Annotated in this window: 25 protein-coding genes and 1 other RNA gene; 10 read left to right on the top strand and 16 right to left on the bottom strand. The window is 60.8% G+C overall.

Annotated features, from left to right (window positions below):
- Window positions 1–152 precede the first annotated feature (152 nt).
- Together rnpB and rsmI are read right to left on the bottom strand one after the other, a co-directional pair.
- An RNA gene (gene rnpB, locus ACPFMA_RS05280) (RNase P RNA component class A) lies at window positions 153–512 on the bottom strand.
- Between the two features lie 67 nt (window positions 513–579).
- Window positions 580–1,455 carry a 16S rRNA (cytidine(1402)-2'-O)-methyltransferase gene (rsmI, locus tag ACPFMA_RS05275; RefSeq protein ID WP_425929803.1) on the bottom strand — a complete coding sequence of 292 codons (876 nt, stop codon included), beginning with the start codon at window positions 1,453–1,455 and terminating at the stop codon, window positions 580–582.
- 176 nt (window positions 1,456–1,631) lie between these two features.
- On the opposite strand from rsmI, the gene ACPFMA_RS05270 reads away from it, so the two are divergent.
- From ACPFMA_RS05270 to ACPFMA_RS05255, 4 genes are all read left to right on the top strand, one after another.
- Window positions 1,632–3,446, top strand: coding sequence for a penicillin-binding protein activator (locus tag ACPFMA_RS05270; protein ID WP_425929802.1), 1,815 nt, complete (start codon window positions 1,632–1,634; stop codon window positions 3,444–3,446).
- 1 nt (window position 3,447) lies between these two features.
- On the top strand, window positions 3,448–3,819 hold the full coding sequence (locus ACPFMA_RS05265) for a YraN family protein (RefSeq protein ID WP_279898134.1): 372 nt from the start codon (window positions 3,448–3,450) through the stop codon (window positions 3,817–3,819).
- 122 nt (window positions 3,820–3,941) lie between these two features.
- Window positions 3,942–4,535 carry a phosphoheptose isomerase gene (locus ACPFMA_RS05260; protein ID WP_064302449.1) on the top strand — a complete coding sequence of 198 codons (594 nt, stop codon included), beginning with the start codon at window positions 3,942–3,944 and terminating at the stop codon, window positions 4,533–4,535.
- Complete coding sequence (locus tag ACPFMA_RS05255) at window positions 4,532–5,110, top strand: BON domain-containing protein (protein WP_009396643.1); 579 nt, start codon at window positions 4,532–4,534, stop codon at window positions 5,108–5,110. The genes ACPFMA_RS05260 and ACPFMA_RS05255 overlap by 4 nt, the downstream gene beginning before the upstream one ends.
- 117 nt (window positions 5,111–5,227) lie before the next feature.
- Here ACPFMA_RS05255 and ACPFMA_RS05250 read toward each other — a convergent pair whose 3' ends face one another.
- The 7 genes from ACPFMA_RS05250 to rplM form a co-directional block, all read right to left on the bottom strand.
- Window positions 5,228–5,647, bottom strand: a complete 420-nt coding sequence (locus tag ACPFMA_RS05250; RefSeq protein WP_064302447.1) for a ClpXP protease specificity-enhancing factor — start codon at window positions 5,645–5,647, stop codon at window positions 5,228–5,230.
- Between the two features lie 10 nt (window positions 5,648–5,657).
- The gene (locus ACPFMA_RS05245) at window positions 5,658–6,281 is read right to left on the bottom strand and encodes a glutathione S-transferase N-terminal domain-containing protein (RefSeq protein ID WP_009396639.1); all 624 of its coding nucleotides are present in this window, start codon (window positions 6,279–6,281) and stop codon (window positions 5,658–5,660) included.
- Window positions 6,282–6,398: 117 nt separating this feature from the next.
- Window positions 6,399–7,181 carry a cytochrome c1 gene (locus ACPFMA_RS05240; RefSeq protein ID WP_009396637.1) on the bottom strand — a complete coding sequence of 261 codons (783 nt, stop codon included), beginning with the start codon at window positions 7,179–7,181 and terminating at the stop codon, window positions 6,399–6,401.
- The gene (locus tag ACPFMA_RS05235) at window positions 7,181–8,392 is read right to left on the bottom strand and encodes a cytochrome b (RefSeq protein WP_037059365.1); all 1,212 of its coding nucleotides are present in this window, start codon (window positions 8,390–8,392) and stop codon (window positions 7,181–7,183) included. Before ACPFMA_RS05235 ends, ACPFMA_RS05240 begins: the two co-directional genes overlap by 1 nt.
- The gene (gene petA / locus ACPFMA_RS05230; RefSeq protein ID WP_064302446.1) at window positions 8,392–8,985 is read right to left on the bottom strand and encodes a ubiquinol-cytochrome c reductase iron-sulfur subunit; all 594 of its coding nucleotides are present in this window, start codon (window positions 8,983–8,985) and stop codon (window positions 8,392–8,394) included. Before petA ends, ACPFMA_RS05235 begins: the two co-directional genes overlap by 1 nt.
- A 263-nt stretch (window positions 8,986–9,248) precedes the next feature.
- Entirely contained in the window at window positions 9,249–9,641 is a 393-nt protein-coding gene (gene rpsI / locus ACPFMA_RS05225) for a 30S ribosomal protein S9 (RefSeq protein WP_009404633.1), read from the bottom strand.
- A 14-nt stretch (window positions 9,642–9,655) separates the two neighbouring features.
- A complete protein-coding gene (rplM, locus tag ACPFMA_RS05220; protein ID WP_009404632.1) occupies window positions 9,656–10,084 on the bottom strand; it encodes a 50S ribosomal protein L13 in 429 nt (142 codons plus the stop codon).
- A 473-nt stretch (window positions 10,085–10,557) separates the two neighbouring features.
- Here rplM and ACPFMA_RS05215 point away from each other — a divergent pair, with 473 nt between their 5' ends.
- A complete protein-coding gene (locus tag ACPFMA_RS05215) occupies window positions 10,558–11,454 on the top strand; it encodes a GlxA family transcriptional regulator (RefSeq protein ID WP_167654031.1) in 897 nt (298 codons plus the stop codon).
- A 90-nt stretch (window positions 11,455–11,544) separates the two neighbouring features.
- Here ACPFMA_RS05215 and zapE read toward each other — a convergent pair whose 3' ends face one another.
- The 3 genes from zapE to ACPFMA_RS05200 form a co-directional block, all read right to left on the bottom strand.
- A complete protein-coding gene (gene zapE / locus ACPFMA_RS05210; RefSeq protein WP_009408214.1) occupies window positions 11,545–12,639 on the bottom strand; it encodes a cell division protein ZapE in 1,095 nt (364 codons plus the stop codon).
- 81 nt (window positions 12,640–12,720) lie between these two features.
- Window positions 12,721–14,070: a tryptophan--tRNA ligase gene (locus ACPFMA_RS05205; RefSeq protein WP_420058593.1), complete on the bottom strand. Its 1,350-nt coding sequence runs from the start codon at window positions 14,068–14,070 to the stop codon at window positions 12,721–12,723.
- A 23-nt stretch (window positions 14,071–14,093) separates the two neighbouring features.
- Entirely contained in the window at window positions 14,094–14,729 is a 636-nt protein-coding gene (locus ACPFMA_RS05200) for an alpha/beta hydrolase (protein WP_009408210.1), read from the bottom strand.
- Window positions 14,730–14,869: 140 nt separating this feature from the next.
- Between ACPFMA_RS05200 and ACPFMA_RS05195 the strand changes: the two genes are divergently transcribed.
- Window positions 14,870–15,304 (top strand): YhcB family protein, encoded by a 435-nt coding sequence (locus ACPFMA_RS05195; RefSeq protein ID WP_420058592.1) that lies wholly within the window; start codon window positions 14,870–14,872, stop codon window positions 15,302–15,304.
- Window positions 15,305–15,359: 55 nt separating this feature from the next.
- Here ACPFMA_RS05195 and ACPFMA_RS05190 read toward each other — a convergent pair whose 3' ends face one another.
- The gene (locus ACPFMA_RS05190) at window positions 15,360–16,556 is read right to left on the bottom strand and encodes a methionine gamma-lyase (RefSeq protein ID WP_425929801.1); all 1,197 of its coding nucleotides are present in this window, start codon (window positions 16,554–16,556) and stop codon (window positions 15,360–15,362) included.
- Window positions 16,557–16,684: 128 nt separating this feature from the next.
- Between ACPFMA_RS05190 and ACPFMA_RS05185 the strand changes: the two genes are divergently transcribed.
- The 4 genes from ACPFMA_RS05185 to ACPFMA_RS05170 all read left to right on the top strand — a co-directional run bounded on the left by ACPFMA_RS05185 (window position 16,685) and on the right by ACPFMA_RS05170 (window position 19,778).
- Entirely contained in the window at window positions 16,685–17,164 is a 480-nt protein-coding gene (locus ACPFMA_RS05185; protein ID WP_420058606.1) for an Lrp/AsnC family transcriptional regulator, read from the top strand.
- Between the two features lie 114 nt (window positions 17,165–17,278).
- A complete protein-coding gene (locus tag ACPFMA_RS05180) occupies window positions 17,279–18,994 on the top strand; it encodes an S-type pyocin domain-containing protein (RefSeq protein ID WP_425929800.1) in 1,716 nt (571 codons plus the stop codon).
- Entirely contained in the window at window positions 18,973–19,518 is a 546-nt protein-coding gene (locus tag ACPFMA_RS05175; protein WP_425929799.1) for an S-type pyocin domain-containing protein, read from the top strand. The genes ACPFMA_RS05180 and ACPFMA_RS05175 overlap by 22 nt, the downstream gene beginning before the upstream one ends.
- Entirely contained in the window at window positions 19,515–19,778 is a 264-nt protein-coding gene (locus ACPFMA_RS05170) for a bacteriocin immunity protein (protein WP_064302438.1), read from the top strand. Before ACPFMA_RS05175 ends, ACPFMA_RS05170 begins: the two co-directional genes overlap by 4 nt.
- Window positions 19,779–19,846: 68 nt before the next feature.
- Here the strand turns inward: ACPFMA_RS05170 and cysN are convergent, their stop codons facing one another.
- The 3 genes from cysN to ACPFMA_RS05155 all read right to left on the bottom strand — a co-directional run bounded on the left by cysN (window position 19,847) and on the right by ACPFMA_RS05155 (window position 23,577).
- A complete protein-coding gene (gene cysN / locus ACPFMA_RS05165; RefSeq protein ID WP_064302437.1) occupies window positions 19,847–21,748 on the bottom strand; it encodes a sulfate adenylyltransferase subunit CysN in 1,902 nt (633 codons plus the stop codon).
- 15 nt (window positions 21,749–21,763) lie between these two features.
- Window positions 21,764–22,681, bottom strand: coding sequence for a sulfate adenylyltransferase subunit CysD (gene cysD / locus ACPFMA_RS05160; protein ID WP_009408193.1), 918 nt, complete (start codon window positions 22,679–22,681; stop codon window positions 21,764–21,766).
- Between the two features lie 137 nt (window positions 22,682–22,818).
- A complete protein-coding gene (locus tag ACPFMA_RS05155) occupies window positions 22,819–23,577 on the bottom strand; it encodes a Nif3-like dinuclear metal center hexameric protein (protein WP_009408191.1) in 759 nt (252 codons plus the stop codon).
- Window positions 23,578–23,779: the final 202 nt, after the last annotated feature.

Here is a 23,779-nt window from a genome sequence, read left to right as displayed (position 1 = left end):
CATCAGGCTACTTGGAAGGGATTTCCGGAAGGAAAAAGCGATTGCACTCAGACGAATAGAGCGCGAAGTTAAAGTAATTTATTAAGAGTAAGACTTTTTTGATATTACCGAAGCGGCTTCTGCTATCGAATCAAGCAGAAAGGAAGGAGGGAGTGGAGAGTCGATCTGTAAGCCGGGTTCTGTCGAGGACAGTCATTCCTCTACGACGGCCATCACTGGACGCCTTTAGCAACCTACCCGGTTCCAACGCGGGCCGCGCCATGTGGAACCCTATTTGGTCTTGCTCCGAGTGGGGTTTGCCTAGCCACGAACTGTTACCAGTCGTGCGGTGCGCTCTTACCGCACCTTTTCACCCTTACCGGCACCGAGGTGCTTAGGCGGTTGTTTTCTGTGGCACTTTCCGTAGGCTCGCGCCTCCCAGGCGTTACCTGGCACTCTGCCCTATGGAGCCCGGACTTTCCTCCCCCTGCTTTTGCGGAACAAAATCAGGCAGCGACTGTCCAATCGACTCTCCGCCGCAAAGATTAACGGCAGCGGCCCCGGAGAACAAGTGACAAAACAGATAATATCAATGTGACATCATTTATTTTTCTGTTTTTCCAGAGCCACTTGATACAAAACATTCTTCCTTACCCCGGTAATTTCCGCAGCCAACGCCGCCGCGCGCTTGAGCGGCATTTCCGCCAGCAATAAATTCAGGATGCGCAAGACTTCCCCGCTTACCGCTTGTTCATCTTCCGGCGCGGTCCAGCCTGCCACCAGCACCACACACTCGCCGCGCTGCTGATTGCTGTCGTTTTCGACGAACTCGCGCAACTGCGCCAAGGGCAAGCCTTTCAGGGTTTCAAAGGTCTTGGTCAGCTCGCGCCCGAGCACTGCCGGACGCTCGCCGCCAAAGATCGCTTCCATATCCTGCAGGCATTCGAGAATGCGATGCGGAGCCTCGTAGAAGATCAAGGTACGCGGTTCTTCCTTCAGCAGATTCAGACGCCCCTGACGCCCAACGGCCTTGGCAGGCAGAAAACCTTCGAAGATGAACCGGTCGGAAGGCAACCCCGCAGCCGACAGTGCAGCAATCAGTGCGCAGGCCCCCGGCACTGGCACGACGCTGATGCCAGCCGCACGCGCCTGGCGCACCAGGTGATAGCCAGGGTCGGAAATCAACGGCGTCCCCGCGTCGGAAATCAACGCAACGTTTTCCCCGGCCAGCAGACGGGTGACGAAACGGTTGCCCTCATCCCGTTCATTGTGTTCGTGACAGGGCGCCAGCGGCGTATTGATACCGAAATGTTGCAGCAGCCGCACCGAGTGGCGAGTGTCCTCGGCCGCGATCAAAGCGACGTCACCCAGGACTTTCAAGGCCCGGGCACTGATGTCATCCAGGTTGCCGATGGGCGTGGCCACGACGTAAAGGGTCCCGGCAGCGGGATTGGAAGCACCTGGAACATCGCTCACAACAAACACCTGTTTTCTGGATTAAAGCCGCCATTGTAGCGCGATCGCCGGTGGTAATTCGCCATCGAAGGCCCGTCCTGCGACCTGAAGCGAAGGTTTCACGCCAGCAAGATCGCGCCACGGCCAGTGCTTGGGTACAATCGCAGGTTAATTTGATCGAGTAACAGGACCCGTACATGATCGCATGCCTGCGGCTACTCTCAGCCCTCTGCCTCGCCGCCCTGCTGGCAGCCTGTGCCAGTTCGCCTTCGTCCAGCCTGGGCGAATTGCCACGCACCCCGGACGCCAGCATCGAGCAACTGCTCGACCAGGCCGCCAACAGCAAGACGCCGGAAAAGGCCGCCCTGCTGCGCCTGAGCGCTGCCGACCTGGCCTACCGGCAGAAAGACAACGCACGTGCCGCACGCATCCTCGAGCAAGTCCAGCTGGATACCCTGAAACCTGCCCAGCAGGTCTTCGCCAGTACGCTCTCCGCCGAGTTGGCGCTAAGCCGTAACCAGCCGAAAGCAGCGCTGACCGCCCTCAGTCATCCGAGCCTGGCACACCTGAACGAACTGCCGGCCGACCTGCAGGCCCGCACCCGCAGTGCCCACGCCGCTGCGTTCGAAGCGGACGGCCAGCCCCTCGCCGCCGCCAAGGAGCGCATCGCACTGGCACCGCTGCTGAACGGCGATGCCGCCACGGCAAACAACGATGCGATCTGGAGCCTGGTGGCCGCCCTGCCCGCCGAGCAACTGCAAACCGGCGCGAGCGACACCCTTGGTGGCTGGACCAGCCTGGCCCTGGCCGTGAAGAGCGCCGGCACCCTGGAGCAGCAACAGGCCGCCATCGACACTTGGAAAGCGCAAAACCCCAACCACCCGGCCGCCCTGCAGTTGCCCACGCTCCTGGTCAAACTGAAAAGCCTGACCAGCCAGCCACTGGGCAAGATCGCCCTGCTGCTGCCGCAGGAAGGCCAACTCGCCGGCGTTGCCCGCGCCCTGCGCGACGGCTTCATGGCTGCGCACTTCCAGGCCCAGCAGGCGGGCCAGAATCCGCCGGCCATCCAGGTCTTCGACAGCTCGCGCCTGACCTCCCTCGACGACTTCTACCGCCAGGCCCAGGCCGCCGGCGTGCAACTGGTGGTCGGACCGCTGGAAAAACCGCTGGTCAAGCAACTCGCCGCCTACCCGCAACTGCCGATCACTACCCTCGCCCTGAACTACAGCGATGCCGGCCAGAACACCCCGCCGCAATTGTTCCAGTTCGGCCTCGCCGCCGAAGACGAAGCCCGCGAGGTGTCCCGCCGCGCCTACGCCGACGGCATGCGCCGTGCCGTAGCACTGGTGCCGAGTGGCGAATGGGGCGATCGCGTGCTCAACGCCTTCCGCCAGGATTGGGAAGCCAAGGGCGGCACCCTGCTCGCCGCCGAGCGCGTGGCCCAGCCGGTGGCGCTGGCCCAGCAGATCGCCGACCTGTTCCAGCTACGCCAGAGCGAAGGCCGTGCCAAGAGCCTGCAAAGCACCGTGGGCGGCAATGTCTCGGCACAACCATCGCGTCGCCAGGACATCGACTTCATCTTCCTCGCCTCGACTCCGCAGCAGGCCCAGCAGATCAAGCCGACCCTCAATTTCCAGTACGCAGGTGACGTGCCGGTATACGCAACCTCCAACGTCTACAGTGCCAGCGGCGACGTGAACCAGTACAACGACATGACCGGTATCCGCTTCTGCGAAACCCCATGGCTGCTCGACACCACCAACGGACTGCGCCTGCAGGTCGTTCGCCAGTGGCCACAGGCGGCCGGCAGCCTTGGCCGCCTCTACGCCATGGGCGTCGATGCCTACAGCCTCGCACCGCGCCTGGGCCAGCTGAAAACCCTGCCGGACAATCGTATCGAGGGCCTGTCCGGCAGCCTTGGCATGAGCCCGAACCAGCGCATCGAGCGCCAGTTGCCGTGGGCAGAGTTCGCCGGCGGCCAGGTCAAGCGCCTGCCTGACACGCCTCGCTGAAATGCCCGCACCTTCACGCCAGGCCGCCGGAATGGCGGCCGAGCAACAGGCCCTGGATTATCTGACGACCCGGGGCCTGGTGCTGCTGGCGCGGAACTGGCGGTGCAAGCGCGGCGAGCTTGATCTGGTCATGCTCGACCGCGATACAGTAGTATTCGTCGAAGTTCGTTATCGCCTGCATGCGGGCTTTGGCGGCGCCCTCGGCAGCATCGATGCCCGCAAGCAGGAAAAACTGACGCTCGCCGCACAGCATTTCCTGATGGAGGAACCGCGCTGGGCCAACCACCCCTGCCGCTTCGATGTAATCGCCTTGCAAGGCAGCGGTCATTCGGGTCAACCGCTCGACTGGCTGCAGAATGCCTTCGACAGTTGACCCCGCGCCGACGGACGCACCTTTACCCTTTCAACTTTTTGCTCTTTGCTTCGCGGGCTGCACAGACATGTGCCGGGAGCCTTTCAATCCCCGCCCGGCCAGCCCCATTTAAGGTCACACTGATGGACATGCAATCCCGAATTCGCCAGTTATTCCAGGCAAGCATCAACACCAAGCAACAGGCGATGGAAGTTCTTGCACCCCACATCGAGCAAGCCAGCCAGCTCATGGTCAACGCCCTGCTGAACGAGGGCAAGATGCTTGCCTGCGGCAATGGCGGCTCGGCCGGTGACGCCCAGCACTTTTCCTCGGAACTGCTCAACCGCTTCGAACGCGAGCGCCCGAGCCTGCCGGCCATCGCCCTGACCACCGACACCTCGACCATCACCTCGATCGCCAACGACTACAGCTACAACGAGGTGTTTTCCAAGCAGATCCGCGCCCTCGGCCAGCCAGGCGACGTGCTGCTGGCGATCTCCACCAGCGGCAACTCGGCGAACATAATTCAGGCGATCCAGGCGGCACATGATCGCGAAATGATTGTCGTAGCATTGACCGGGCGCGACGGCGGCGGCATGGCTTCGCTGCTGCTGCCCGAAGATGTCGAGATTCGCGTTCCGGCCAATGTCACCGCACGTATTCAGGAAGTCCACCTGCTGGCGATCCACTGCCTCTGCGACCTGATCGACAGCCAATTGTTCGGGAGTGAAGAATGACCCCAAAACGCCTCGGCCTGATGGCCCTGACCCTGTGCCTGAGCCTGAGCGGTTGCAGCTCGGTGATCACTGCCAGCCGTGAAGCCCCGATCGATGACGACCGCGGCACGCGCACCCTGGGCAGCAAGATCGACGACTCGTTGATCGAGACCAAGGTGGCAGTCAACGTTGCCAAAGCCAGCCCTGACCTGGACAAGAACTCGCACATCGTCGTCAGCAGCTACAACGGCGTTGTCCTGCTGGCCGGCCAGACCCCGCGCGCCGACCTGAAAAGCCTGGCCGAGCAAACCGCCGGCCAGGTGCAAAAGGTCAAGAAGGTGCACAACGAGCTGCAGGTGCTCCAGCCTTCCTCGCTGCTGGCACGCAATAACGACGCCTGGCTGACCACCAAGATCAAGACCCAGATGCTGACCGACGCCAACATCCCTGCTACGCGAATCAAGGTCATCACCGAAAACGGTATCGTCTACATGCTCGGCCTGCTGACCCAGGCCGAAGCCAACCGCGCTACCAACCTGGTGCAGGGCGTGTCCGGCGTGCAGAAGATCGTCAAGCTGTTCGAATACATCGACTGACAGCAAACAGAAAAAGCCGCTCCCGGGGGTTTTGGGAACACTTGTCCTTCAGATCTCCCGCAGGTTAGATGCCAGCATCCAGATACGAAAAAGGCGACCCTCACAGGTCGCCTTTTTTCATTTAACCACTTTCAGACTCGGCCGCCCGCTCGGACGCGGCGGCTGCCCGCCGTCCGGCGGACCGTCGTCATCCGGCTCGACATCATCTTCTTCGTCATCGGCCATTGGCGGCTCGAGCTCGAAGACCATGCCCTGACCATTCTCACGGGCGTAGATGCCGAGAATGGCCGCGGTCGGCACATAAAGACTGTGGGCCACGCCGCCGAAACGCCCTTCGAAACTGACCGCGTCGTTTTCCATCTGCAGACCGCGCACGGCGTTCGGCGAGATATTCAGGACAATCTGTCCGTCGCTGGCAAAACCCTGGGGCACCTGTACCGCAGGGTACTCGGCATTCACCAGGATATGAGGCGTGCAATCGTTGTCCACGATCCACTCGTACAGTGCACGCACCAGGTAGGGGCGACTGGAGTTCATCAACAGCTCCTTAAAGCTTGCGCATTTCTCGTTCAGCAGCGGACAGGCTCGCCTGGAAGGGCTCGCGGGCAAACTGTCGCTCCATATAGTCAAGCAGAGGCTTGGCCTGCCGTGGCAATTCGATTCCGAGGATCGGCAACCGCCACAAGATGGGTAGTAGACAACAATCCACCAGACTTTGCTCCTCGCTGAGGAAACAGGGCTTGTCAGCGAACAACGGGGATACCCCGGTAAGGCTCTCGCGCAACTCCTTTCTCGCCTGGGCGCGGACGGTGTCCTTTGCCCGCGGATCGAGGATCTGGTCCACAAGTGCACACCAATCGCGCTGGATACGGTGAACCAGCAACCGGCTGTTCGCTCGCGCCACCGGATAAGCCGGCAGCAATGGCGGATGAGGATAACGTTCGTCGAGGTACTCCATCACCACGGTGGATTCATACAGCGCCAGATCGCGGTCGACCAAGGTCGGCAAGCTACCGTACGGATTGGCCTCAAGCAATTTGGCCGGCTGGCTGCCGGCTACGACGTCGATGATCTCGACGCTGACAGCTTTCTCGGCGAGGACGAGGCGTACCCGATGAGAATAGTGGTCAGCGGGGTCGGAGTAGCAGGCCAACCGATTGGTCATGCCCATAAGATTCCTCCTCGCATGGAATGGTAAAAGCTATAAACGCAAACGCGCCCTGGGGTACCTCCGAACTCCGGAGGCGCCCCAGGGCGCGCGTTCAACTACCAGAAAATTACTGCGTGATCAGTGCACGTCCTTCCAGTATTCGCGCTTGAGCAGGTAGGCGAATACGAAGAAGAAGGCCAGGTACAGCAGTACATAGGTACCGATGCGTTGGCTTTCCAGTTTGACCGGGTTGGCCGAATAGGCCAGGAAGGTCACCAGGTTCTTGACCTTCTCGTCGAACTGCTCTTCGCTCAGGGTACCGGATTTCGGCACGATGGTCAGCTGGTCACAGGCTTCATGCGTCAGCGGCGCACCGGTCAGCGGGTCGAATTGCTTCTTGCCATCGACCACCGTCTGGATCTGCTTGCAGCCCACGACCTGGCGCCCCTGCAGGCCCACCAGCACGTTCGGCATGCCGACGTTCGGGAAGATCTTGTTGTTCACGCCCCATGGCCGCGCCGGATCCTCGTAGAAGCCGCGCAGGTAGCTGTACAGCCAGTCGGTACCGCGCACCCGGGCGACCAGGGTCAGGTCGGGCGGCGCAGCGCCGAACCAGACCTTGGCGTCGGCCGGCTGCATGCCGATGTTCATGTGGTCGCCGATCTTGGCACCGGTGAACACCAGCTTTTCGAGCATCAGCTCATGGGGAATGCCCAGGTCATCGGCAACACGCTCGTAACGCTGGAACTTGGCACTGTGGCAACCCATGCAATAGTTGGCAAAGGTGCGGGCACCGTCCTGCATGGCGGCCTTGTCGGTCAGGTCGATATCGACTTTATCCAGTTCCGGACCATGCTCGCTGGCAGCGAAGGTCAGGGCAGGCATCACTGCCAGAATCAATACTGCAAATAGCTTTTTCATCAGCCAGTCACCCTTTCCGGAACCGGTTTGGTCTTCTCAAGCCTGGTGTAGAACGGCATCAGAATGAAGTAGGCGAAATACAGGAAGGTACATACCTGCGACAGCAGCGTGCGGCCCGGCGTCGGCGCCAGGACACCCAGCACGCCGAGGATCACGAAGGCGACACAGAACACCAGCAGCCAGATCTTGCTCAGCCAGCCCTTGTAGCGCATCGAGCGCACCGGGCTGCGGTCAAGCCACGGCAGGACGAACAGCACTGCAATCGCAGCACCCATGGCGATGACGCCGAAGAGCTTGTCCGGAACCGCGCGCAGAATCGCGTAGAACGGGGTGAAGTACCAGACCGGCGCGATGTGCTCGGGGGTCTTGAAGGCGTTGGCCTGCTCGAAGTTAGGTTTTTCCAGGAAATACCCACCCATTTCCGGGAAGAAGAACACCACGGCACAGAACACGAAGAGGAACACCACTACGCCGACGATATCCTTGACGGTGTAGTACGGGTGGAACGGAATGCCATCCAGCGGAATGCCGTTCTCGTCCTTTTTCTTCTTGATGTCGACACCATCGGGGTTGTTCGAGCCGACTTCATGCAGCGCCAGGATGTGCAGGACTACCAAGCCCAAGATCACGATCGGCAAGGCGATCACATGCAAGGCGAAGAAGCGGTTCAGGGTGATGCCGGAAATCAGGTAGTCACCACGGATCCACTGGGTCAGGTCATCGCCGATTACCGGAATGGCACCGAACAGCGAAATGATCACCTGGGCGCCCCAGTAGGACATCTGGCCCCATGGCAGCAGGTAGCCCATGAAGGCCTCGGCCATCAGCGCCAGGTAGATCAGCATGCCGAAGATCCACACAAGCTCGCGGGGCTTCTGGTAGGAACCATAAAGCAGGCCGCGGAACATGTGCAGGTAGACAACGATGAAGAACGCCGAGGCGCCGGTGGAGTGCAGATAACGCAGGATCCAGCCGTACTCGACATCGCGCATGATGTATTCGACCGAGGCGAATGCCTCCTCGGCCGAAGGAGTGAAGCTCATGGTCAGCCAGACACCGGTGACGATCTGGTTGACCAGCACCAATAGCGCCAGGGAGCCGAAGAAGTACAGGAAGTTGAAGTTCTTCGGCGCGTAATACTTGCTCAGGTGGTCTTCCCACATCTTGGTGGCGGGGAAGCGGGCGTCAACCCATTCCATGAACTTGCTCATCACGCTTTCTCCTGATCGACGCCGACGACGATGACGTCATCCGACTCGTACGAATGCGGTGGCACCGGCAGATTGAGCGGCGCTGGCTGGGACTTGTAGACGCGGCCGGCAAGGTCGTAGTGAGAGCCGTGGCAGGGGCAGAAATAGCCACCGACCCACTTCGGACCAAGGTCGGCAGGCGCGACTTCAGGACGGAAAGTCGGCGAGCAGCCGAGGTGGGTACACAGGCCGACAAGCACCAGGATTTCCGGCTTGATCGAGCGATTCGACGGGTCGACGTAGGCAGGCTGAACCGAAGCCTTGGACTCCGGATCCGAGAGATCTGCGGTGATCTTCTTCAAATTACCCAGGATCTCTTCGGTACGACGGACGATGAAAACCGGCTGACCGCGCCACTCGGCCACCAACTGCTGCCCAGGTTCCACCTTGGCAATATTGACCTTCACCGGTGCACCGGCCGCTTTCGCCTTGGCACTGGGAAACCATGACCCTACGAACGGGACCGCAGCCCCCACCGCCCCTGCTGCGCCCACAACGGATGTGGCTGCAACCAGGAAGCGACGCCGGCCTGCATTGACGCCGTCATTGCTCATTCAGTCCTCTCCCATCAGCTTTGTGGCCTGTTGAAACAGGCATCTACTAAGTAATTTCTGAAGCGCTAAAAATTTGCCGCATGGTAAAGAAAAGACCCATGACTGGCAAGGTTATTACCCTGGCCATAGGCCTGCATCCCACGCAGGTCTTGATCTGCGTCTATGCGGCAAGTTGTCACACAAATGGCCGACCCCCTTTATTCAAGACATAAAAAAAGCCCGGTTCCACTTGGAACCGGGCTTTTTTTGAAACTCCTGGCGAATTAACGCTTGGAGTATTGTGGACGCTTACGTGCTTTACGCAGACCCACTTTCTTACGCTCGACTTCACGAGCGTCGCGAGTCACGTAACCAGCACGACGCAGAGCGCCACGCAGGGTTTCGTCGTACTCCATCAGAGCGCGGGTGATACCGTGACGGATCGCACCGGCCTGACCGCTGACACCACCACCGGCAACGGTGACGTAGATGTCGAACTTTTCGACGGTTTCGGTCAGTTCCAGCGGCTGGCGAACTACCATGCGCGCGGTTTCACGACCGAAGAACACGTCCAGGGAACGGTTGTTGATGGAGATGTTGCCAGTGCCCGGACGCAGGAAAACGCGAGCGGTTGCAGTCTTGCGACGGCCAGTGCCGTAATTTTGAGTCGCCGACATAATGAACTATTCCGTTAAATCTTCAGTTCTTGGGGCTGCTGAGCAGTATGAGGGTGAGTAGCGCCCGCATAGACTTTCAGCTTACGGTACATGTCGCGACCCAGCGGGTTCTTCGGCAGCATGCCTTTAACCGCGGTCTCGATCACGCGCTCTGGGGCCTTGGCAATCAGCTTCTCGAAGTTGATTTCCTTGATACCGCCCGGGAAGCCGGAGTGGGAGTAGTACATCTTGTCCGAAGTCTTGGCACCAGTAACACGTACCTGCTCGGCATTGATCACGACGATGTAGTCGCCGGTGTCAACGTGAGGGGTGTACTCTGGCTTGTGCTTGCCACGCAGACGGCTCGCGATTTCAGTGGCCAGACGACCCAGGGTCTGACCAGCAGCGTCAACGACGAACCAGTCGCGTTTTACTGTTTCCGGTTTAGCAGTAAAAGTTTTCATTCTTTAATAAGCCTCAGAGGCCGCCCAGCAAAAAAATAGACGGCGAATCTTACTGAATAGTGCTTACTTTGACAAGGTCAAAGGCAGCCGAATACGAACGCTTTCGGGGGCTCGGGTCAGCGCGTTCGATACTTGGCGGGGTTCTTTTTCAGCGACGGGGCATCACTCCCACCGTAGAAACAGACGGCGGATTATCCGGATTACCAGAAAAATATCAAGCGGATTTTCCACGCCGGCCTGCTCCGCCCCCGCACAGGCGTGACCCTGTGCACGCAGGTACCCGTGCCTCGGGCGGGAGACTGGACACAATCGCCAAAAAATAAGACGATCCAGCCGGTGATTGACCACTCTGACCTATAAGAATAAAGAAAATGATGTTTACCCAACCCAACGTGCCCCTGCGGCGCGTCAGCATCCTCGCGATCGACAAGGTGTTCGCCTCGACCCTGATGCAGGCCAAGGACTTTTTCCACCTGGCCAGCCTGCGCTATGCCAAGCAACTGGGCCTGAGCCTGCAACCGATGTTCGAAACCCGCCTGGTCAGCCCCGACGGCCAGCCGGTGCGCAGTTTCAGCGATGTCCAGGTGCCGGTCGACAGTGGCCTGGAAGAGGCCGACGTCATCGTGCTCCCGGCGTTCTGGGATGATTTCTCGACCTTGTGCGAACGCTATCCGCAGGTCCTGCCCTGGTTGCGCCAGCAGCATGCCCGCGGCGCAGTGCTGTGCGGTGAGGCCAGCGGTGTGTTCTGGCTGGCCGAGGCCGGCTTGCTCGATGGCAAGGAGGCGACCACCTACTGGCGCTTCTTCAATCAGTTCGCCGAGCGCTTCCCCAAGGTCCAGCTGAACCAGGACAAGCACCTGACCGACGCCGACAACCTGTTCTGTGCCGCCGGCACCACATCGGCCTGCGACCTCTACATCTATCTGATCGAACGCTTCTGTGGTGCCAACGTCGCCCAGGCGGTGGCCCGCGACATCCTCTACGAAGTCCAGCGCAACTACACGCCGGGGCGCATGGGATTCGGCGGGCAGAAACTGCACCAGGATGTGATCATCCTGCAGATCCAGCACTGGCTCGAAGAACACTTCGCCGACAAGTTCCGCTTCGAGGACGTCGCACGCAACCACGGCATGAGCATCCGCAATTTCATGCGGCGGTTCCAGACCGCCACCGGCGACAAGCCCCTGCACTACCTGCAGCGGTTGCGCATCGAAACGGCAAAGGGATTGCTCTCGGGCACGCGCAAGAGCATCAAGACCATCAGCTACGAAGTCGGCTACGACGACGCCAGCTTCTTCGCACGGCTGTTCCGGCAGCATACGGCGCTATCGCCGAATCAGTATCGGCAGCAGTTCATGCAGGAAGCCTGAGCCTCGAGCACAAATCTCCCTGCCGATAAAAAACCTGTGGGAGCTGGCTTGCCAGCTCCCACAGGGTCGGTGTTGTGCTTTCGAGAGTGGTTAAGGCTTGTGCGCTCGCGCCAGGAACTCGTGGGACTGCATTTCCAGCAGGCGGCTGAGGGTCCGCTGGAATTCGAAGGTCAGGCGACCACCGGTATACAGGTCCTTCAGCTCCACCTCGGCGGAGATGATCAGCTTCACGTTACGGTCGTAGAACTCGTCGACCATGTTGATGAAGCGCCGCGCGATGTCGTCGGTCGCCACGCCCATCTGCTCCACGCCGCTGAGCAGTACGGCATGGAAGATCTTGCCCAGTTCGATGTAGTCGTTCTGGCTGCGCGGGCCGTCGCACAATTCGCGGAAGTCGAACCAGGCCACGTCGTCACAGGTACGCAGGGCACGGATCTCACGGTTCTCGATGATCAGCACATCGTTTTCCACCGCCTGGGTGCATTCCGGAGTCAGCGCCCGGAAGCTTTTGCGCAGGCTTTCGTGGGCGGCTTCGTTCAGCGGGAAGTGGAAGAGTTCGGCCTGCTCCAGGTGGCGCAGGCGATAGTCGACGCCGCTGTCGACGTTGACGATCTCGGTGTTCTGCTTGATCAGGGCAATGGCCGGCAGGAAGCGCGCCCGCTGCAAGCCATCCTTGTACAGCCCGTCCGGTACGATGTTGGAGGTCGCCACCAGGGTCACGCCGTTCTTGAACAGCTCTTCCATCAGGGTACCGAGGATCATCGCGTCGGTGATGTCGGACACGAAGAACTCGTCGAAGCAGATCACCCGCGCCTCTTCCGAAAAACGCTTGGCGATGATGGTCAGGGGGTTCTTCTCGCCCTTCAGCCCCTTCATCTCTTCGTGCACACGCTTCATGAAACGGTGGAAGTGCGTGCGGGATTTTTCCTTGAACGGCAGCGCCTCGAAGAAGGTATCGACCAGATAGGTCTTGCCCCGCCCTACCCCGCCCCAGAAATACAGGCCCTTGACCGGCGCCTGCTCCTTCTTGCCGAACAGTTTGCCGAACACGCCCGGCTTGTTGTTCTGCGCCGCGATCAGATCGTCGTACAGGCGCTGCAGATGGCGCACCGCAGTTTCCTGCGCCGCATCATGGAAGAAGTCGGGACGTTTCAGATCTGCTTGATATCGTTCTAGGGGCGTCATAATTCGTTAGCAAGGCAACAAAAGCGGGCCGTCACTGTAGCGACGGCCCCGGGTAATGGCAATCAGACTTCCGATAAGCCGTCAGTCCTGTTGGGGTGCCAGGGCGGCACGCAGGGCCTCGATGGCGGCATCACGAGCAGCGGCGTCGGCAAACTGCGCACCTTCGGCCACGGCCTCGCCGTCCAGCCACAGGCTGAAGCCCAGGCCTTCGGCGCGTACGTCCAGTTCCTGGCCCTGCTGCAATTGCTTGGTCACCGCACCAGCGGCCTTGCCGTCGGCGAAGCTGCGCGACAGCAACAGTTGCTCGCCGTCGGCGCCCAGCAGGCGGAAGCGGAAGCTGCCGTCTTCATCGCGGAAGCTGACGAAGCGTGCGGCCTTCGCGGCCTTTTTCTTCGTCTCGACCGTGCCCTGGGCGATGGAGCGGAAGGAACGCAGCCCCACGGCTTCGCGCAGTTGCTCGAGGAACGGCGTGGCGACCTTGCGGGCCTTCTGCGCGCCAGCCAGGAGAATGTCTTCCAGATCGGCCGGACGGGCAATCAGTTGCTGATAGTGCTCACGGGATTCGCTCAGTTGCCCGTCCAGCAACTGGAACAGCTTCTGCTTGGCTTCGCCCCAGCCCAGGCCCTGCAGGAGTTCGTCACGGAAGCCTGCGGACTGCTCGGCAGTAGCGAACGCCTGGTACAGGGTAAACAGGTGCGAATTGTCCGGATCCTTCGCCTCGCCCGGCGCGCGGGAGTCGGTGACGATGCGCGAGATCGCGTCCTTCATGTCCTTGGCACTGCTGAACAGCGGGATGGTGTTGTCATAGCTCTTGGACATCTTGCGACCGTCCAGGCCAGGCAGGGTCGCCACGCTTTCCTCGATCACCGCTTCCGGCAGAACGAAGAATTCCTTGCCGTTGCCGAACAGGTGATTGAAGCGCTGGCCGATGTCACGCGCCATTTCCACGTGCTGGATCTGGTCGCGACCGACCGGAACCTTGTGCGCGTTGAACATCAGGATGTCCGCGGCCATCAGCACCGGATAGCTGTACAGGCCCATGGTCACGCCGGCGTCCGGGTCCTCGCCGTTTTCCAGGTTCTTGTCCACCGAGGCCTTGTAGGCATGGGCGCGGTTGAGCAGGCCCTTGGCACTGACGCAGGTCAGCAGCCAGGTCAGCTCGGGGATTTCAGGAATATCGGACTGGCGATAGAACGTCACCTTCTCCGCATCCAGGCCGCCGGCCAGCCAGGTCGCGGCGATCTCGAGGCGCGAGCGCTGGATACGCTGCGGGTCGTCGCATTTGATCAGGGCGTGGTAATCGGCGAGGAAATAGAAGGAGTCGGCACCGGGCTGGCGGCTGGCGAGGATCGCCGGGCGGATGGCACCGGCGTAGTTGCCCAGATGCGGGGTGCCGGTGGTGGTGATGCCGGTGAGAATGCGCGTAGTCATGGGTATTCGCTTATCAGCTTGGCTCAGTTCGAAAGACGCGGCAGTACCAGATCCTTGAGGTCGGTCAGCTTGCCATGAAAAAAGTGTCCGCATTCTGCCACTTTCAGCAGCTCATGGGGGCGCGGGAACGCAGCGGACCAGGCGTAGACGATCTGCGGCTCGATCACTTCGTCGGCGTCCGGCTGGACGATGGTCAGTTGCACGTTCTGCGGCGCAGCCTCGCTGCCGGTCAGGCGCATGACGGCAGGAGCGACCATGAACAGATGCTTCAGCGCCACACCTTGCGCCTCAAGACGCCCGCCAAGGGCGGCAGCGACGAAACCGCCGAAGGAGAATCCGAGCAGTGTCAGGGGCAGTTGCGGATGCCGTTCACGCAGCCAGGCGGCAGCCGCCTCGGCATCGTCCACTTCCCCGCTGCCCATATCGTGGCTCCCGGCACTGGCGCCGACGCCGCGATAATTGAAACGCAGCGTGGTCAGGCCAGCATCCCGGGCGGTGCGCTGCAGGGTCGACACCACCTTGTTGAGCATGGTCCCGCCCTGTACCGGGTTGGGATGGCAGATCAGCACCAGTCCATGGGCGTCAGGCACCTCCTGGTACAGGGCTTCCAGTTGACCGACCGGGCCGTCGATGAGAACGGGGGATTCGCGGGTAAGCAAGGAATAAACTCCGTGACCCCGGCAAGGGTCGACTCGTCTAGCTGAATGATTCTGTTCTGAAATATTTGCGATGCTTCGCGGTATACAGCGCAGGTCCGAGCCGTTAACGTAAAGCAAAGCCGTTTATAGAGGAAGGACTCGTGGAACTCTCGCTCTTAGTTTGGTTGTTGCCGACCCTGGCCCTGGCAGTGGGCGTCGTCGTTGGTTTCCTGGTAGCCCGCCTCCTGCCCAATGCCGCACCGAGCAGCACCCAGCGGCAACTGGACGATATCCAGGAACGCTTCGACAGCTACCAGAACGAAGTGGTAACCCACTTCAACAGCACTGCGGCTCTGGTCAAGAAACTCACGCAAAGCTACCAGGAAGTGCAGGATCATCTGGCCGATGGCGCCAACCGCCTGGCCCTGGACGAACTGACTCGCCAACGCTTGCTGGCTGCCCTGCACTCCGATGCAGCCCAAGGCCAGCGCGATCGCCTGACTCCGCCGCGGGACACCGAAGTGCCGCGGGACTACGCGCCGAAAGCGCCGAACAGCCCGGGCATGCTCGATGAGAGCTATGGCCTGAAACGCTGAATTCGTTGTAATGAAAAGGGGCGCCGTCACTGGCGCCCCTTTTTTTGTCACTCGCTTACGCGCAGGCCCTGAGTGCCTGCCGCACATCCCCCAGCAAGTCATCGATATCCTCCAGCCCCACCGACAACCGCACCAGCCCTTCGGAAATTCCATAGCGCGCCCGCTCTTCCGGCGTGTAGCTGGAATGGGTCATGCTCGCCGGATGCTGCGCCAGCGACTCGGCATCGCCCAGGCTGACCGCCCGCGAGAACAGTTGCAGCGCATTCATGAAGCGCCGCCCGGCAACGATCCCACCCTTCAATTCGAATGCCAGCATGCCGCCCGGCAAGGCCATCTGCCTTTTCGCCAGCGCATGCTGCGGGAAAGACGGCAGACCGGGGTAATGCAACACCTCCACTTCCGCCTGCTTCCTGAGAAACTCCGCCAGCGCCTGGGCATTGGCACAGTGCCGTTCCATACGAAGATTCAGGGTCTTCAGCCCACGCATCAGCAACGAGGCGTCATGGGGTGACAGCACCGCACCGGTCATGTCCTTCAGGCCTTGCAGACGAATCCGGTCCACCAGCGCCTTCGCGCCGATCACCAGCCCGGCAGTGATATCGCCATGCCCACTGAGGTACTTGGTCGCCGAATGCACCACCAGGTCGGCACCCAGCTCCAGCGGACGTTGCAGGTACGGCGTGCAGTAGGTGTTGTCCACCGCCAGCGTCGCGCCGTGTCGCCGGGCGATCTTCGCCACGCCGGCGATATCGGCCAGGTGCATGTTGGGGTTGGCCGGGGATTCGAAATAGATCACCCGCGTGGCCGGAGTGATCGCTGCTTCTACGGCTTTCAGGTCAGCCATATCGACATGTTTCAGCCTGACCCCGAATTCACCGATGCCGTGATGCAGGAAGGCGAAGGTGCAGCCGTACAAGGTGCTGCCGAGCAGAACTTCATCACCGGGGCGCAACAGGGTCCAGAGTGTCGCCGTGATCGCGCCCATTCCCGACGCCAGGGCCAGGGCCGCCTCGCCGCCCTCCAGCGAAGCCATGCGGCTTTCCAGAAGCGCCAGGGTCGGATTGGAGATACGGCTGTAGAAATGTCCCGCCTCCTCGCCGGCAAAACAGGCCGCGCCGTACTCGACAGTGGGAAAGGCAAACGTGGCCGTCTGGTAGACCGGCGGCACCAGCGCCCCTCCGTGGGCCTGCGGATCGTAGCCATGGTGAATGGCACGGGTAGCAAATCCTTGCTGCTTGCTGGAGCCGCTCATGGCGATGCCCTCTTGTTGGCTTGCTATAAGCTTATGCCAGCGATGAACTAATATTTTTCCAAATATGACCACCACCACGGGGATCTCCGGGCATGAAATTCCACGATCCGCTGAAATCGGGGCAAATCCTGCCCAATGCGCTTGACCGCACCGATCGCGCCCTGCTCGGCGCCCTGCAGGAGAACGCGCGTCTGACCATCTCCGAGCTGGCCGACAGCGTGGCCCTGACCACGTCGCCGTGCTGGCGGCGGGTCAAGCAACTGGAGGAAAGCGGGCATATCACCGGCTATCAGGCGATCCTTTCACCCAAGGCGCTGGGCTTCGGGGTGACCGCCTTCGTCAGCATCATGATGGATTCGCATACCAAGGACATGGCCCGGGCTTTCGAGCAACGTCTGATGGAGATTCCGGAGATTGTCGCCTGCCATAACATTTCAGGACGTTACGACTTTCTGCTGGAGGTGCTGGCTCGGGATCTGGAGTCGTTCGGGGAATTCGCTCGGGAAACCCTGCAGTCGCTGCCGGGGGTGAAGGAGATCTATTCGAGCTTTTCGTACAAGGCGGTGAAGGAGAAGCGGGTGATTCCCGTTTCGGAGAAGCACATCTAGCAACGACAGACACTTTTACCTGAACTGCCCTACGACAAATCCGCCACTGCCGGACAGATTCAACTCGGCAACCTGAAAGAGCATCGCCATTCCAATTTCGAAGGAGCGAAAGGAATGGCACAACAAAATCCGCCCCCTACACACGAACTTCCCCCCATCAACATCGAGGGCAATCCGGACCTGAGGATTGGCTGGGGCGGAGGCGGCGGTGGCTGGGGCCTGTCTTCCGGCCCGCGTCGGGGAGAAGGCGGCACCGGCAGGTTCACCGGGCCAGCAATACCGGGCTTCAAGACGGTCATCATCGAAGAACATGTCGCCATGAGCGCGATGGTCGACAGCGAATTCCAACCACGTTACGCCACACTGAACAACACCATCCAGACCCAACTGCACGACGCAAAAACCCAAGCGGCGCAAAGCGCAACAACCGATGTGCAGCGCGCCAGTCTGGAGTACCTGGGTCTTGAGAAGTTCATCGAACAGAAACAGAGCGAGTACAACCAGCAGACCACTCTGGCTTACTCCTTCTGGGGCACGAGCCCCTTCTACAAACCATCCTTCTTCCTCGCCCACTCGGCACAGGAGGCTGCAAAGCGCGGCAAGTTCGACAACTTTTTCGCGGACTACATACACGCCTACGGGGCGGCTCATGAGTCCCGAATAATCGACCAAACGCTGGAAGCCGCCCTTGCCCATCTGGGCGCGGCGGCAAACGCCATCGACCAGCGGGAGGACCTCAGCACCCTCGATCATTCAGGGAAAACAAAAGTCCTGGCGGAAAAGGCCCGGCGCATCAGAGTCGAACAACAAGCCCATTTCCATATATTGCCCTCCGTTCTGCAAGCGGAGGTCATCAAATGGAGTGGGCATATTCAAGACATGCCTGCCGCAGAGGCGCTGAAGAATTACCAAGTAGTTCTGCAGAACCTCATCAACAACCAGAACGCATCCATCCACCCCTACTCCCGCGCCAACCCGAAAATAAATACGCCGCTGACCAGAGCTGAACTCGAAGCGCTTGCGAGCCTTGTCGAAGGACAAGGCACCGGAATCATCGGGCCTCGCTGGAAGGACTACCACACTGCCCTGATGCACCGGGAATACGCTCGACACATGCAGAACACGCTGACGGCATTCAGCGCATTGCAGAAACGGGCGGAGCAGCTTGAACGGCAATTGGAGCAAGCCAATGCCATAGAAGCAGCGCGCTTGCTGCTCGAGAAAGAAGCCCTGGAAACAGCGAAGCGCGTGGAAGCGGAACGCAAGGCACGCATCACCTATACGTCCACAGCCAGCGCGACCACGCTGCCCTTCCTGGCACCGATGGGCAATGGTGCTTTCAACCTGAGCCCGGCGGCCTATGGCGCGCTGCAATCGGCGGTTCGCCTTGCCATCCCCGCGTTGCGCGTCGCTGCCCTGGTGAGTGGCCCGGTACTGATCGCCACGGTCGTGGTAGGCGCGATCGTGATTCTCTGGCCCAAGGACGACGAACGCCAGACCGCCCTCTCGATACCCCTGGCCGACCTGTCCCCACCCGAAGGCCTCGACCTCACCGCATCGACGGTGGATCTGCCCTATGTGCCGATCACCCTGGACGACGATGAACAAAGCACGCTGCTCATCGCGGCCACACCTGATGCAAGCCCGATTGCCCGGGTCCCGGTGGTCGCAGCGCAATTCGATGCGCAGCAGCAGGTTTACAGCGTCGCCCTGGAGCATCCGCAGCGGATCCTCACCTGGACACCAAGGCCCCTGGAACCGAATCCCCGGGTATCACACCCCTGCCTGAACATCGTCCAGAAGGCTCGGTGTATGAAGGCGCCAGCCTGACTCCGGTGCAGGCACAGGTTGAAGGCTATCCGGCGCTCGACCTGATCGATCAGGACCGCATCATCATCACCTTCCCGGCGGATTCCGGGATGGCGCCGATACTGGTGATGTTCAAGGATCGGCGGATGGAGCCTGGAAGGGTAACGGGCAGAGGAGAATTAACGGAAGGCATTTGGCTAGGCGAAGCAGCGCGAGGAGGCGGTGCTGCGATCCCAGCACAGATTGCAGATCTCCTCAGAGGCAGGGATTTCAAAAACTTCAATGAGTTCAGAGCGGCTTTCTGGAGGGCAGTTGCCAATGACGAATTGCTTTCGAAGCAGTTCTCTGGAGAAAACCTCAAAAGAATGAGAAAGGATGGACATTCGCCCACTTCCAGAAAGCAGGATCATCATAAATCGCACAAGAAATTCATCCTCCACCATGTAAACCCGATCGCAAAAGGCGGCAGCGTCTACGACCTCGATAACATCAGGGTAGTCACACCAGCAAGCCATCAGCAGATCCACTATGGAGACAAGCCATGAGCCAACAGAAAAAATTCAGTGATTTCACGGAGCAGGAGTTTCAGATTTTTCTACGCTCCATTACCGACCCTGAGGACGGAGTCAGTGAACGGGCTCATGACCAGCGCATCGCCCTGTTTGAAGAAATAACTGAACACCCAAGTGGGTCCGATCTGATCTATTGGCCGGAGGAAGATGGACTGGATACGCCGGAGAACATCATAAAAATCATCAAAGAGTGGCGGACTGCAAACGGTAAACCGGGATTCAGGCCTGATTAATACCTGCTTTAAAAAAGAACCCGCGATGACTTTCATCATCGCGGGTTCTTTCACTTCAGCCCTAACGCTTAGATCGCACCACGCGCACGCAGCACATCCAGCACCTGCTTCACGCCCTCTTCCACGCTGGTGGATTGGGTATCGATCACCAGATCGGCATCCTGCGGCACATCGTACGGGAAGCTCTCGCCCGGGATGTTGTCGCCGCCGGCGGCGTACAGGCCTTGCGGGTCACGCTCGCGGCAGGCCAGCGGCGAGGCCTGGACGTAGACGGTGACCAGACGGTCCTTGCCGATCAGCGCCTTGGCCTGTTCGCGGCCTTCGGCATCCGGCGCGACGAACGCGGCCAGGGTCAGCAGGCCGGCTTCGTTGAACTGACGCGCCACATGCGCGGCACGACGCCAGTTCTCGGTACGACCGGCGCGGTCCTGCGGCAGGCCCTTGTTCAGGTCATGACGCAGGTTCTGGCCATCCAGCACGTAGACCGCACGGCCCATGTCGAACAGTTTGCGTTCGACGGCATAGGCCAGGGTGCTCTTGCCAGCGCCCGACAGGCCGCTGAACAGCACGGTGGCCGGTTGCTGGCCGAAGCGCAGGGCACGCTCCTCGGTGGAAACGTGGGCCTGCTTGCCATGCTGGCCGGTGCTGCCGTGCGGCAGGACTGGCGGGGCGATGATCATGCCGGCGCCGACGGTGCCGTTGGTCAGGCGGTCGATGACGATGAAGGCGCCGGTGGTGCGGTTGCTGTCGTAACCGTCCAGGGCGATCGAAGCGTCGAGGGCCACCTTGACCCGGCCGATCTCGTTCAGTTGCAGCGCACTGGCAGCGCCCTGCTCGAGGGTGTTCACATCGACCTTGTGGGTGATGCTGGCAATCGAGCCCGGCACATAGCTGGTGGCGCGCTTGATGTCGTACTTCTTGCCCGGAAGCATCGGCTCCTCGGACATCCATACCAGCATGGCGTCGAACTGGTCGGTCACCGGCGGCACGTTGTCGGCATGGACCAGCAGGTCGCCACGGGAGATGTCGATCTCGTCTTCCATGGTCAGGGTCACGGCCTGGCCAGGACCCGCGCTTTCCAGCTCGCCTTCAAAGGTGACGATGGACTTGACGCGGCTGCTCTTGCCCGACGGCAGGACCACCACTTCGTCACCCTTGTGCACCAGGCCGCTGGCGATGGTACCGGCGAAGCCGCGGAAGTTCAGGTTCGGACGGTTGACGTACTGCACCGGGAAACGCAGGTCGGTGAAGTTGCGGTCGGCGGCGACTTCGACGGTCTCGAGGATTTCCATCAGCGCAGGGCCGGTGTACCACGGCGAACGCTCGCTGCGGTTGACCACGTTGTCGCCCTTGAGCGCCGACATCGGCACGAAGTGCAGGCTGCTCGGCTTGAGCTGGATGCCTTCGGCGAACTTCAGGTAGTCGGCCTTGATCGACTCGAAGACCTGCTCGTCGAAGCCCTTCAGGTCCATCTTGTTGACGGCGACCACGATGTGCTTGATACCCAGCAGCGAGGCGATGTAGCTGTGCCGGCGGGTCTGGGTCTGCACACCATAGCGGGCGTCGACGAGGATGATCGCCAGGTCGCAGGTGGAGGCACCGGTGGCCATGTTGCGGGTGTACTGCTCGTGGCCCGGGGTGTCGGCGATGATGAACTTGCGCTTGGCGGTGGAGAAGTAGCGGTAGGCGACATCGATGGTGATGCCCTGCTCGCGCTCGGCCTGCAGGCCGTCGACCAGCAGTGCCAGGTCGACCTCTTCGCCGGTGGTGCCGACTTTCTTCGAGTCACGGGTGATGGCCTCGAGGTGGTCCTCGTAGATCATCTTCGAATCGTGCAGCAGGCGACCGATCAGGGTGCTCTTGCCGTCGTCCACGTTGCCGCAGGTGAGGAAACGCAGCAGTTCTTTACGCTCGTGTTGAGCCAGATAAGCGAGGATGTCTTCGCTGATCAATTCGGATTGGTGCGACATGGAGTAACCCTGAAATTAGAAGTAGCCTTGACGTTTTTTGTCTTCCATCGAGCCTGCGCCATCGTGGTCGATGACACGGCCCTGACGTTCGGACGTACGGGTCAGGAGCATCTCCTGGATGATGTCCGTCAGGGTCTCGGCCTCCGACTCGACGGCACCCGTCAACGGGTAGCAGCCGAGGGTACGGAAACGCACCTTCTTCTTGACGATGCGGGCTTTTTCCTCGTCGCTCAGGTGCTCGAGGATGCGATCGTCGTCGATCATGATCAGGGTGCCGTTCTTCTCGATGACTTCACGCTCGGCGGCGAAGTACAGCGGCACGATCGGGATGCCCTCGAGATAGATGTATTGCCAGATGTCCAGCTCGGTCCAGTTCGACAGGGGGAACACGCGGATCGACTCGCCCTTGTTGACCTTGCCGTTGTAGACGTTCCACAGCTCCGGACGCTGGTTCTTCGGGTCCCAGCGGTGCTTGCTGTCGCGGAAGGAGTACACGCGTTCCTTGGCCCGCGACTTCTCTTCGTCGCGGCGCGCGCCACCGAAGGCGGCGTCGAAACCGTGCTTGTCCAGCGCCTGCTTGAGGCCCTGGGTCTTCATGATGTCGGTGTGCTTGGAACTGCCGTGGGTGAACGGGTTGATGCCCTGCGCAACACCTTCAGGGTTGACGTGGGTGATCAGCTCCAGGCCCATTTCCTCGACCATCTTGTCGCGGAAGCGGTACATCTCCTGGAATTTCCACTGGGTGTCGACGTGCATCACAGGAAACGGCAGCTTGCCAGGGAAGAAGGCCTTGCGTGCCAGATGCAGCATCACGGCCGAATCCTTGCCAATGGAGTAAAGCATCACCGGGTTGTCGAACTCGGCGGCCACCTCACGAATGATGTGGATGCTTTCCGCCTCCAGCTGTTTCAAATGCGTCAGTTTGTCGACCATGGCTACTCACGGGAAAAACGATCTTGTGGACGGCCAAACGGGCCGTGTTCGAGCGGGCCACTCTATCACAGCGCCCGCTTCTATTTAGGAGGGTAGCTAGAACGAAACAATCTATGGATATGCCCGACCGTTTGGGCTCACACAGGGTTGGGGCAGTCGATGAACAGATGCTCCAGGGCAAAACGCCGGGCCAGGTAATCGCCAAGCGCCTGGACGCCGTAGCGCTCGGTCGCGTGGTGGCCGGCAGCGATGAAGCTGATGCCGTTCTCCCGGGCGCTGTGGTAGGTCTGCTCGGACGCTTCGCCGCTGATGAACAGGTCCACACCCGCCTCGATCGCCTGGTCGATATAGCCCTGGCCGCCGCCGGTGCACCAGCCCACCCGGCGGATGACGTCCTCGCCCTCGACCAGCAGCGGCTCACGCCCCATGACTTCACTGACCCGACGGGCGAAGTCTCGCGCCGACACTGGCTCGGCCAGCGAACCGACCAGCCCCACCACCCGCGGGTTGGCCGGATCCAGCGGGCCTTCGACGGTGATGTCCAGTTGCCGGGCCAACTGCACGTTGTTGCCCACCTCCGGGTGCACGTCCAGCGGCAGGTGGTAGGCTAGCAGGCTGATGTCGTGCTTGAGCAGGGTTTTCAAACGCCGCTGCTTCATCCCGGTGATGCACGGGTTCTCGCCTTTCCAGAAATAGCCGTGATGCACCAGCACCAGGTCCGCTCCCGCCTCGACCGCCGCGTCCAGCAGTGCCTGGCTGGCGGTAACGCCGCTGACGATGCGGGTCACCTGCGGGCGCCCCTCGACCTGCAGGCCGTTAGGGCAGTAATCCTGGATTTTTGCGCTACCGAGATAACGGTCGGCTTCCTCGACCAGGGTAGTCAGGGCAACAGCCATGGAAAGACTCCTCAATTCAGCAGTTCAGCGCGGCGCAAGGCCCCGTATAATGCCGGCCATTATGGGCCGTCGACGGTTTCGGGGAAACCGCCGGCAATGCCCCGGGGCACTCGGTGGCAGGCATCGCTCGCCGAGTGATTTAGCGGTTCCTGCCGGGTGCTTGCCGAAGTATCATCGCGCGCTTCAAACCACTTTCCCCATA

Source organism: Pseudomonas sp. NyZ201 (assembly GCF_049860765.1).
Lineage (GTDB): Bacteria > Pseudomonadota > Gammaproteobacteria > Pseudomonadales > Pseudomonadaceae > Aquipseudomonas > Aquipseudomonas bharatica.
This window is presented reverse-complemented; position numbering and strand designations above follow the sequence as displayed.

What these genes read in the sequence shown, in the direction of transcription:
- ACPFMA_RS05270 (WP_425929802.1), top strand. Translation starts at nt 1,632, where the DNA reads ATGATCGCATGCCTGCGGCTACTCTCAGCCCTCTGCCTCGCCGCCCTG.
- ACPFMA_RS05265 (WP_279898134.1), top strand. Translation starts at nt 3,448, where the DNA reads ATGCCCGCACCTTCACGCCAGGCCGCCGGAATGGCGGCCGAGCAACAG.
- ACPFMA_RS05260 (WP_064302449.1), top strand. Translation starts at nt 3,942, where the DNA reads ATGGACATGCAATCCCGAATTCGCCAGTTATTCCAGGCAAGCATCAAC.
- ACPFMA_RS05255 (WP_009396643.1), top strand. Translation starts at nt 4,532, where the DNA reads ATGACCCCAAAACGCCTCGGCCTGATGGCCCTGACCCTGTGCCTGAGC.
- ACPFMA_RS05250 (WP_064302447.1), bottom strand. Translation starts at nt 5,647, where the DNA reads ATGAACTCCAGTCGCCCCTACCTGGTGCGTGCACTGTACGAGTGGATC.
- ACPFMA_RS05245 (WP_009396639.1), bottom strand. Translation starts at nt 6,281, where the DNA reads ATGGGCATGACCAATCGGTTGGCCTGCTACTCCGACCCCGCTGACCAC.
- ACPFMA_RS05240 (WP_009396637.1), bottom strand. Translation starts at nt 7,181, where the DNA reads ATGAAAAAGCTATTTGCAGTATTGATTCTGGCAGTGATGCCTGCCCTG.
- ACPFMA_RS05235 (WP_037059365.1), bottom strand. Translation starts at nt 8,392, where the DNA reads ATGAGCAAGTTCATGGAATGGGTTGACGCCCGCTTCCCCGCCACCAAG.
- petA (WP_064302446.1), bottom strand. Translation starts at nt 8,985, where the DNA reads ATGAGCAATGACGGCGTCAATGCAGGCCGGCGTCGCTTCCTGGTTGCA.
- rpsI (WP_009404633.1), bottom strand. Translation starts at nt 9,641, where the DNA reads ATGTCGGCGACTCAAAATTACGGCACTGGCCGTCGCAAGACTGCAACC.
- rplM (WP_009404632.1), bottom strand. Translation starts at nt 10,084, where the DNA reads ATGAAAACTTTTACTGCTAAACCGGAAACAGTAAAACGCGACTGGTTC.
- zapE (WP_009408214.1), bottom strand. Translation starts at nt 12,639, where the DNA reads ATGACGCCCCTAGAACGATATCAAGCAGATCTGAAACGTCCCGACTTC.
- ACPFMA_RS05205 (WP_420058593.1), bottom strand. Translation starts at nt 14,070, where the DNA reads ATGACTACGCGCATTCTCACCGGCATCACCACCACCGGCACCCCGCAT.
- ACPFMA_RS05190 (WP_425929801.1), bottom strand. Translation starts at nt 16,556, where the DNA reads ATGAGCGGCTCCAGCAAGCAGCAAGGATTTGCTACCCGTGCCATTCAC.
- ACPFMA_RS05180 (WP_425929800.1), top strand. Translation starts at nt 17,279, where the DNA reads ATGGCACAACAAAATCCGCCCCCTACACACGAACTTCCCCCCATCAAC.
- ACPFMA_RS05170 (WP_064302438.1), top strand. Translation starts at nt 19,515, where the DNA reads ATGAGCCAACAGAAAAAATTCAGTGATTTCACGGAGCAGGAGTTTCAG.
- cysN (WP_064302437.1), bottom strand. Translation starts at nt 21,748, where the DNA reads ATGTCGCACCAATCCGAATTGATCAGCGAAGACATCCTCGCTTATCTG.
- cysD (WP_009408193.1), bottom strand. Translation starts at nt 22,681, where the DNA reads ATGGTCGACAAACTGACGCATTTGAAACAGCTGGAGGCGGAAAGCATC.
- ACPFMA_RS05155 (WP_009408191.1), bottom strand. Translation starts at nt 23,577, where the DNA reads ATGGCTGTTGCCCTGACTACCCTGGTCGAGGAAGCCGACCGTTATCTC.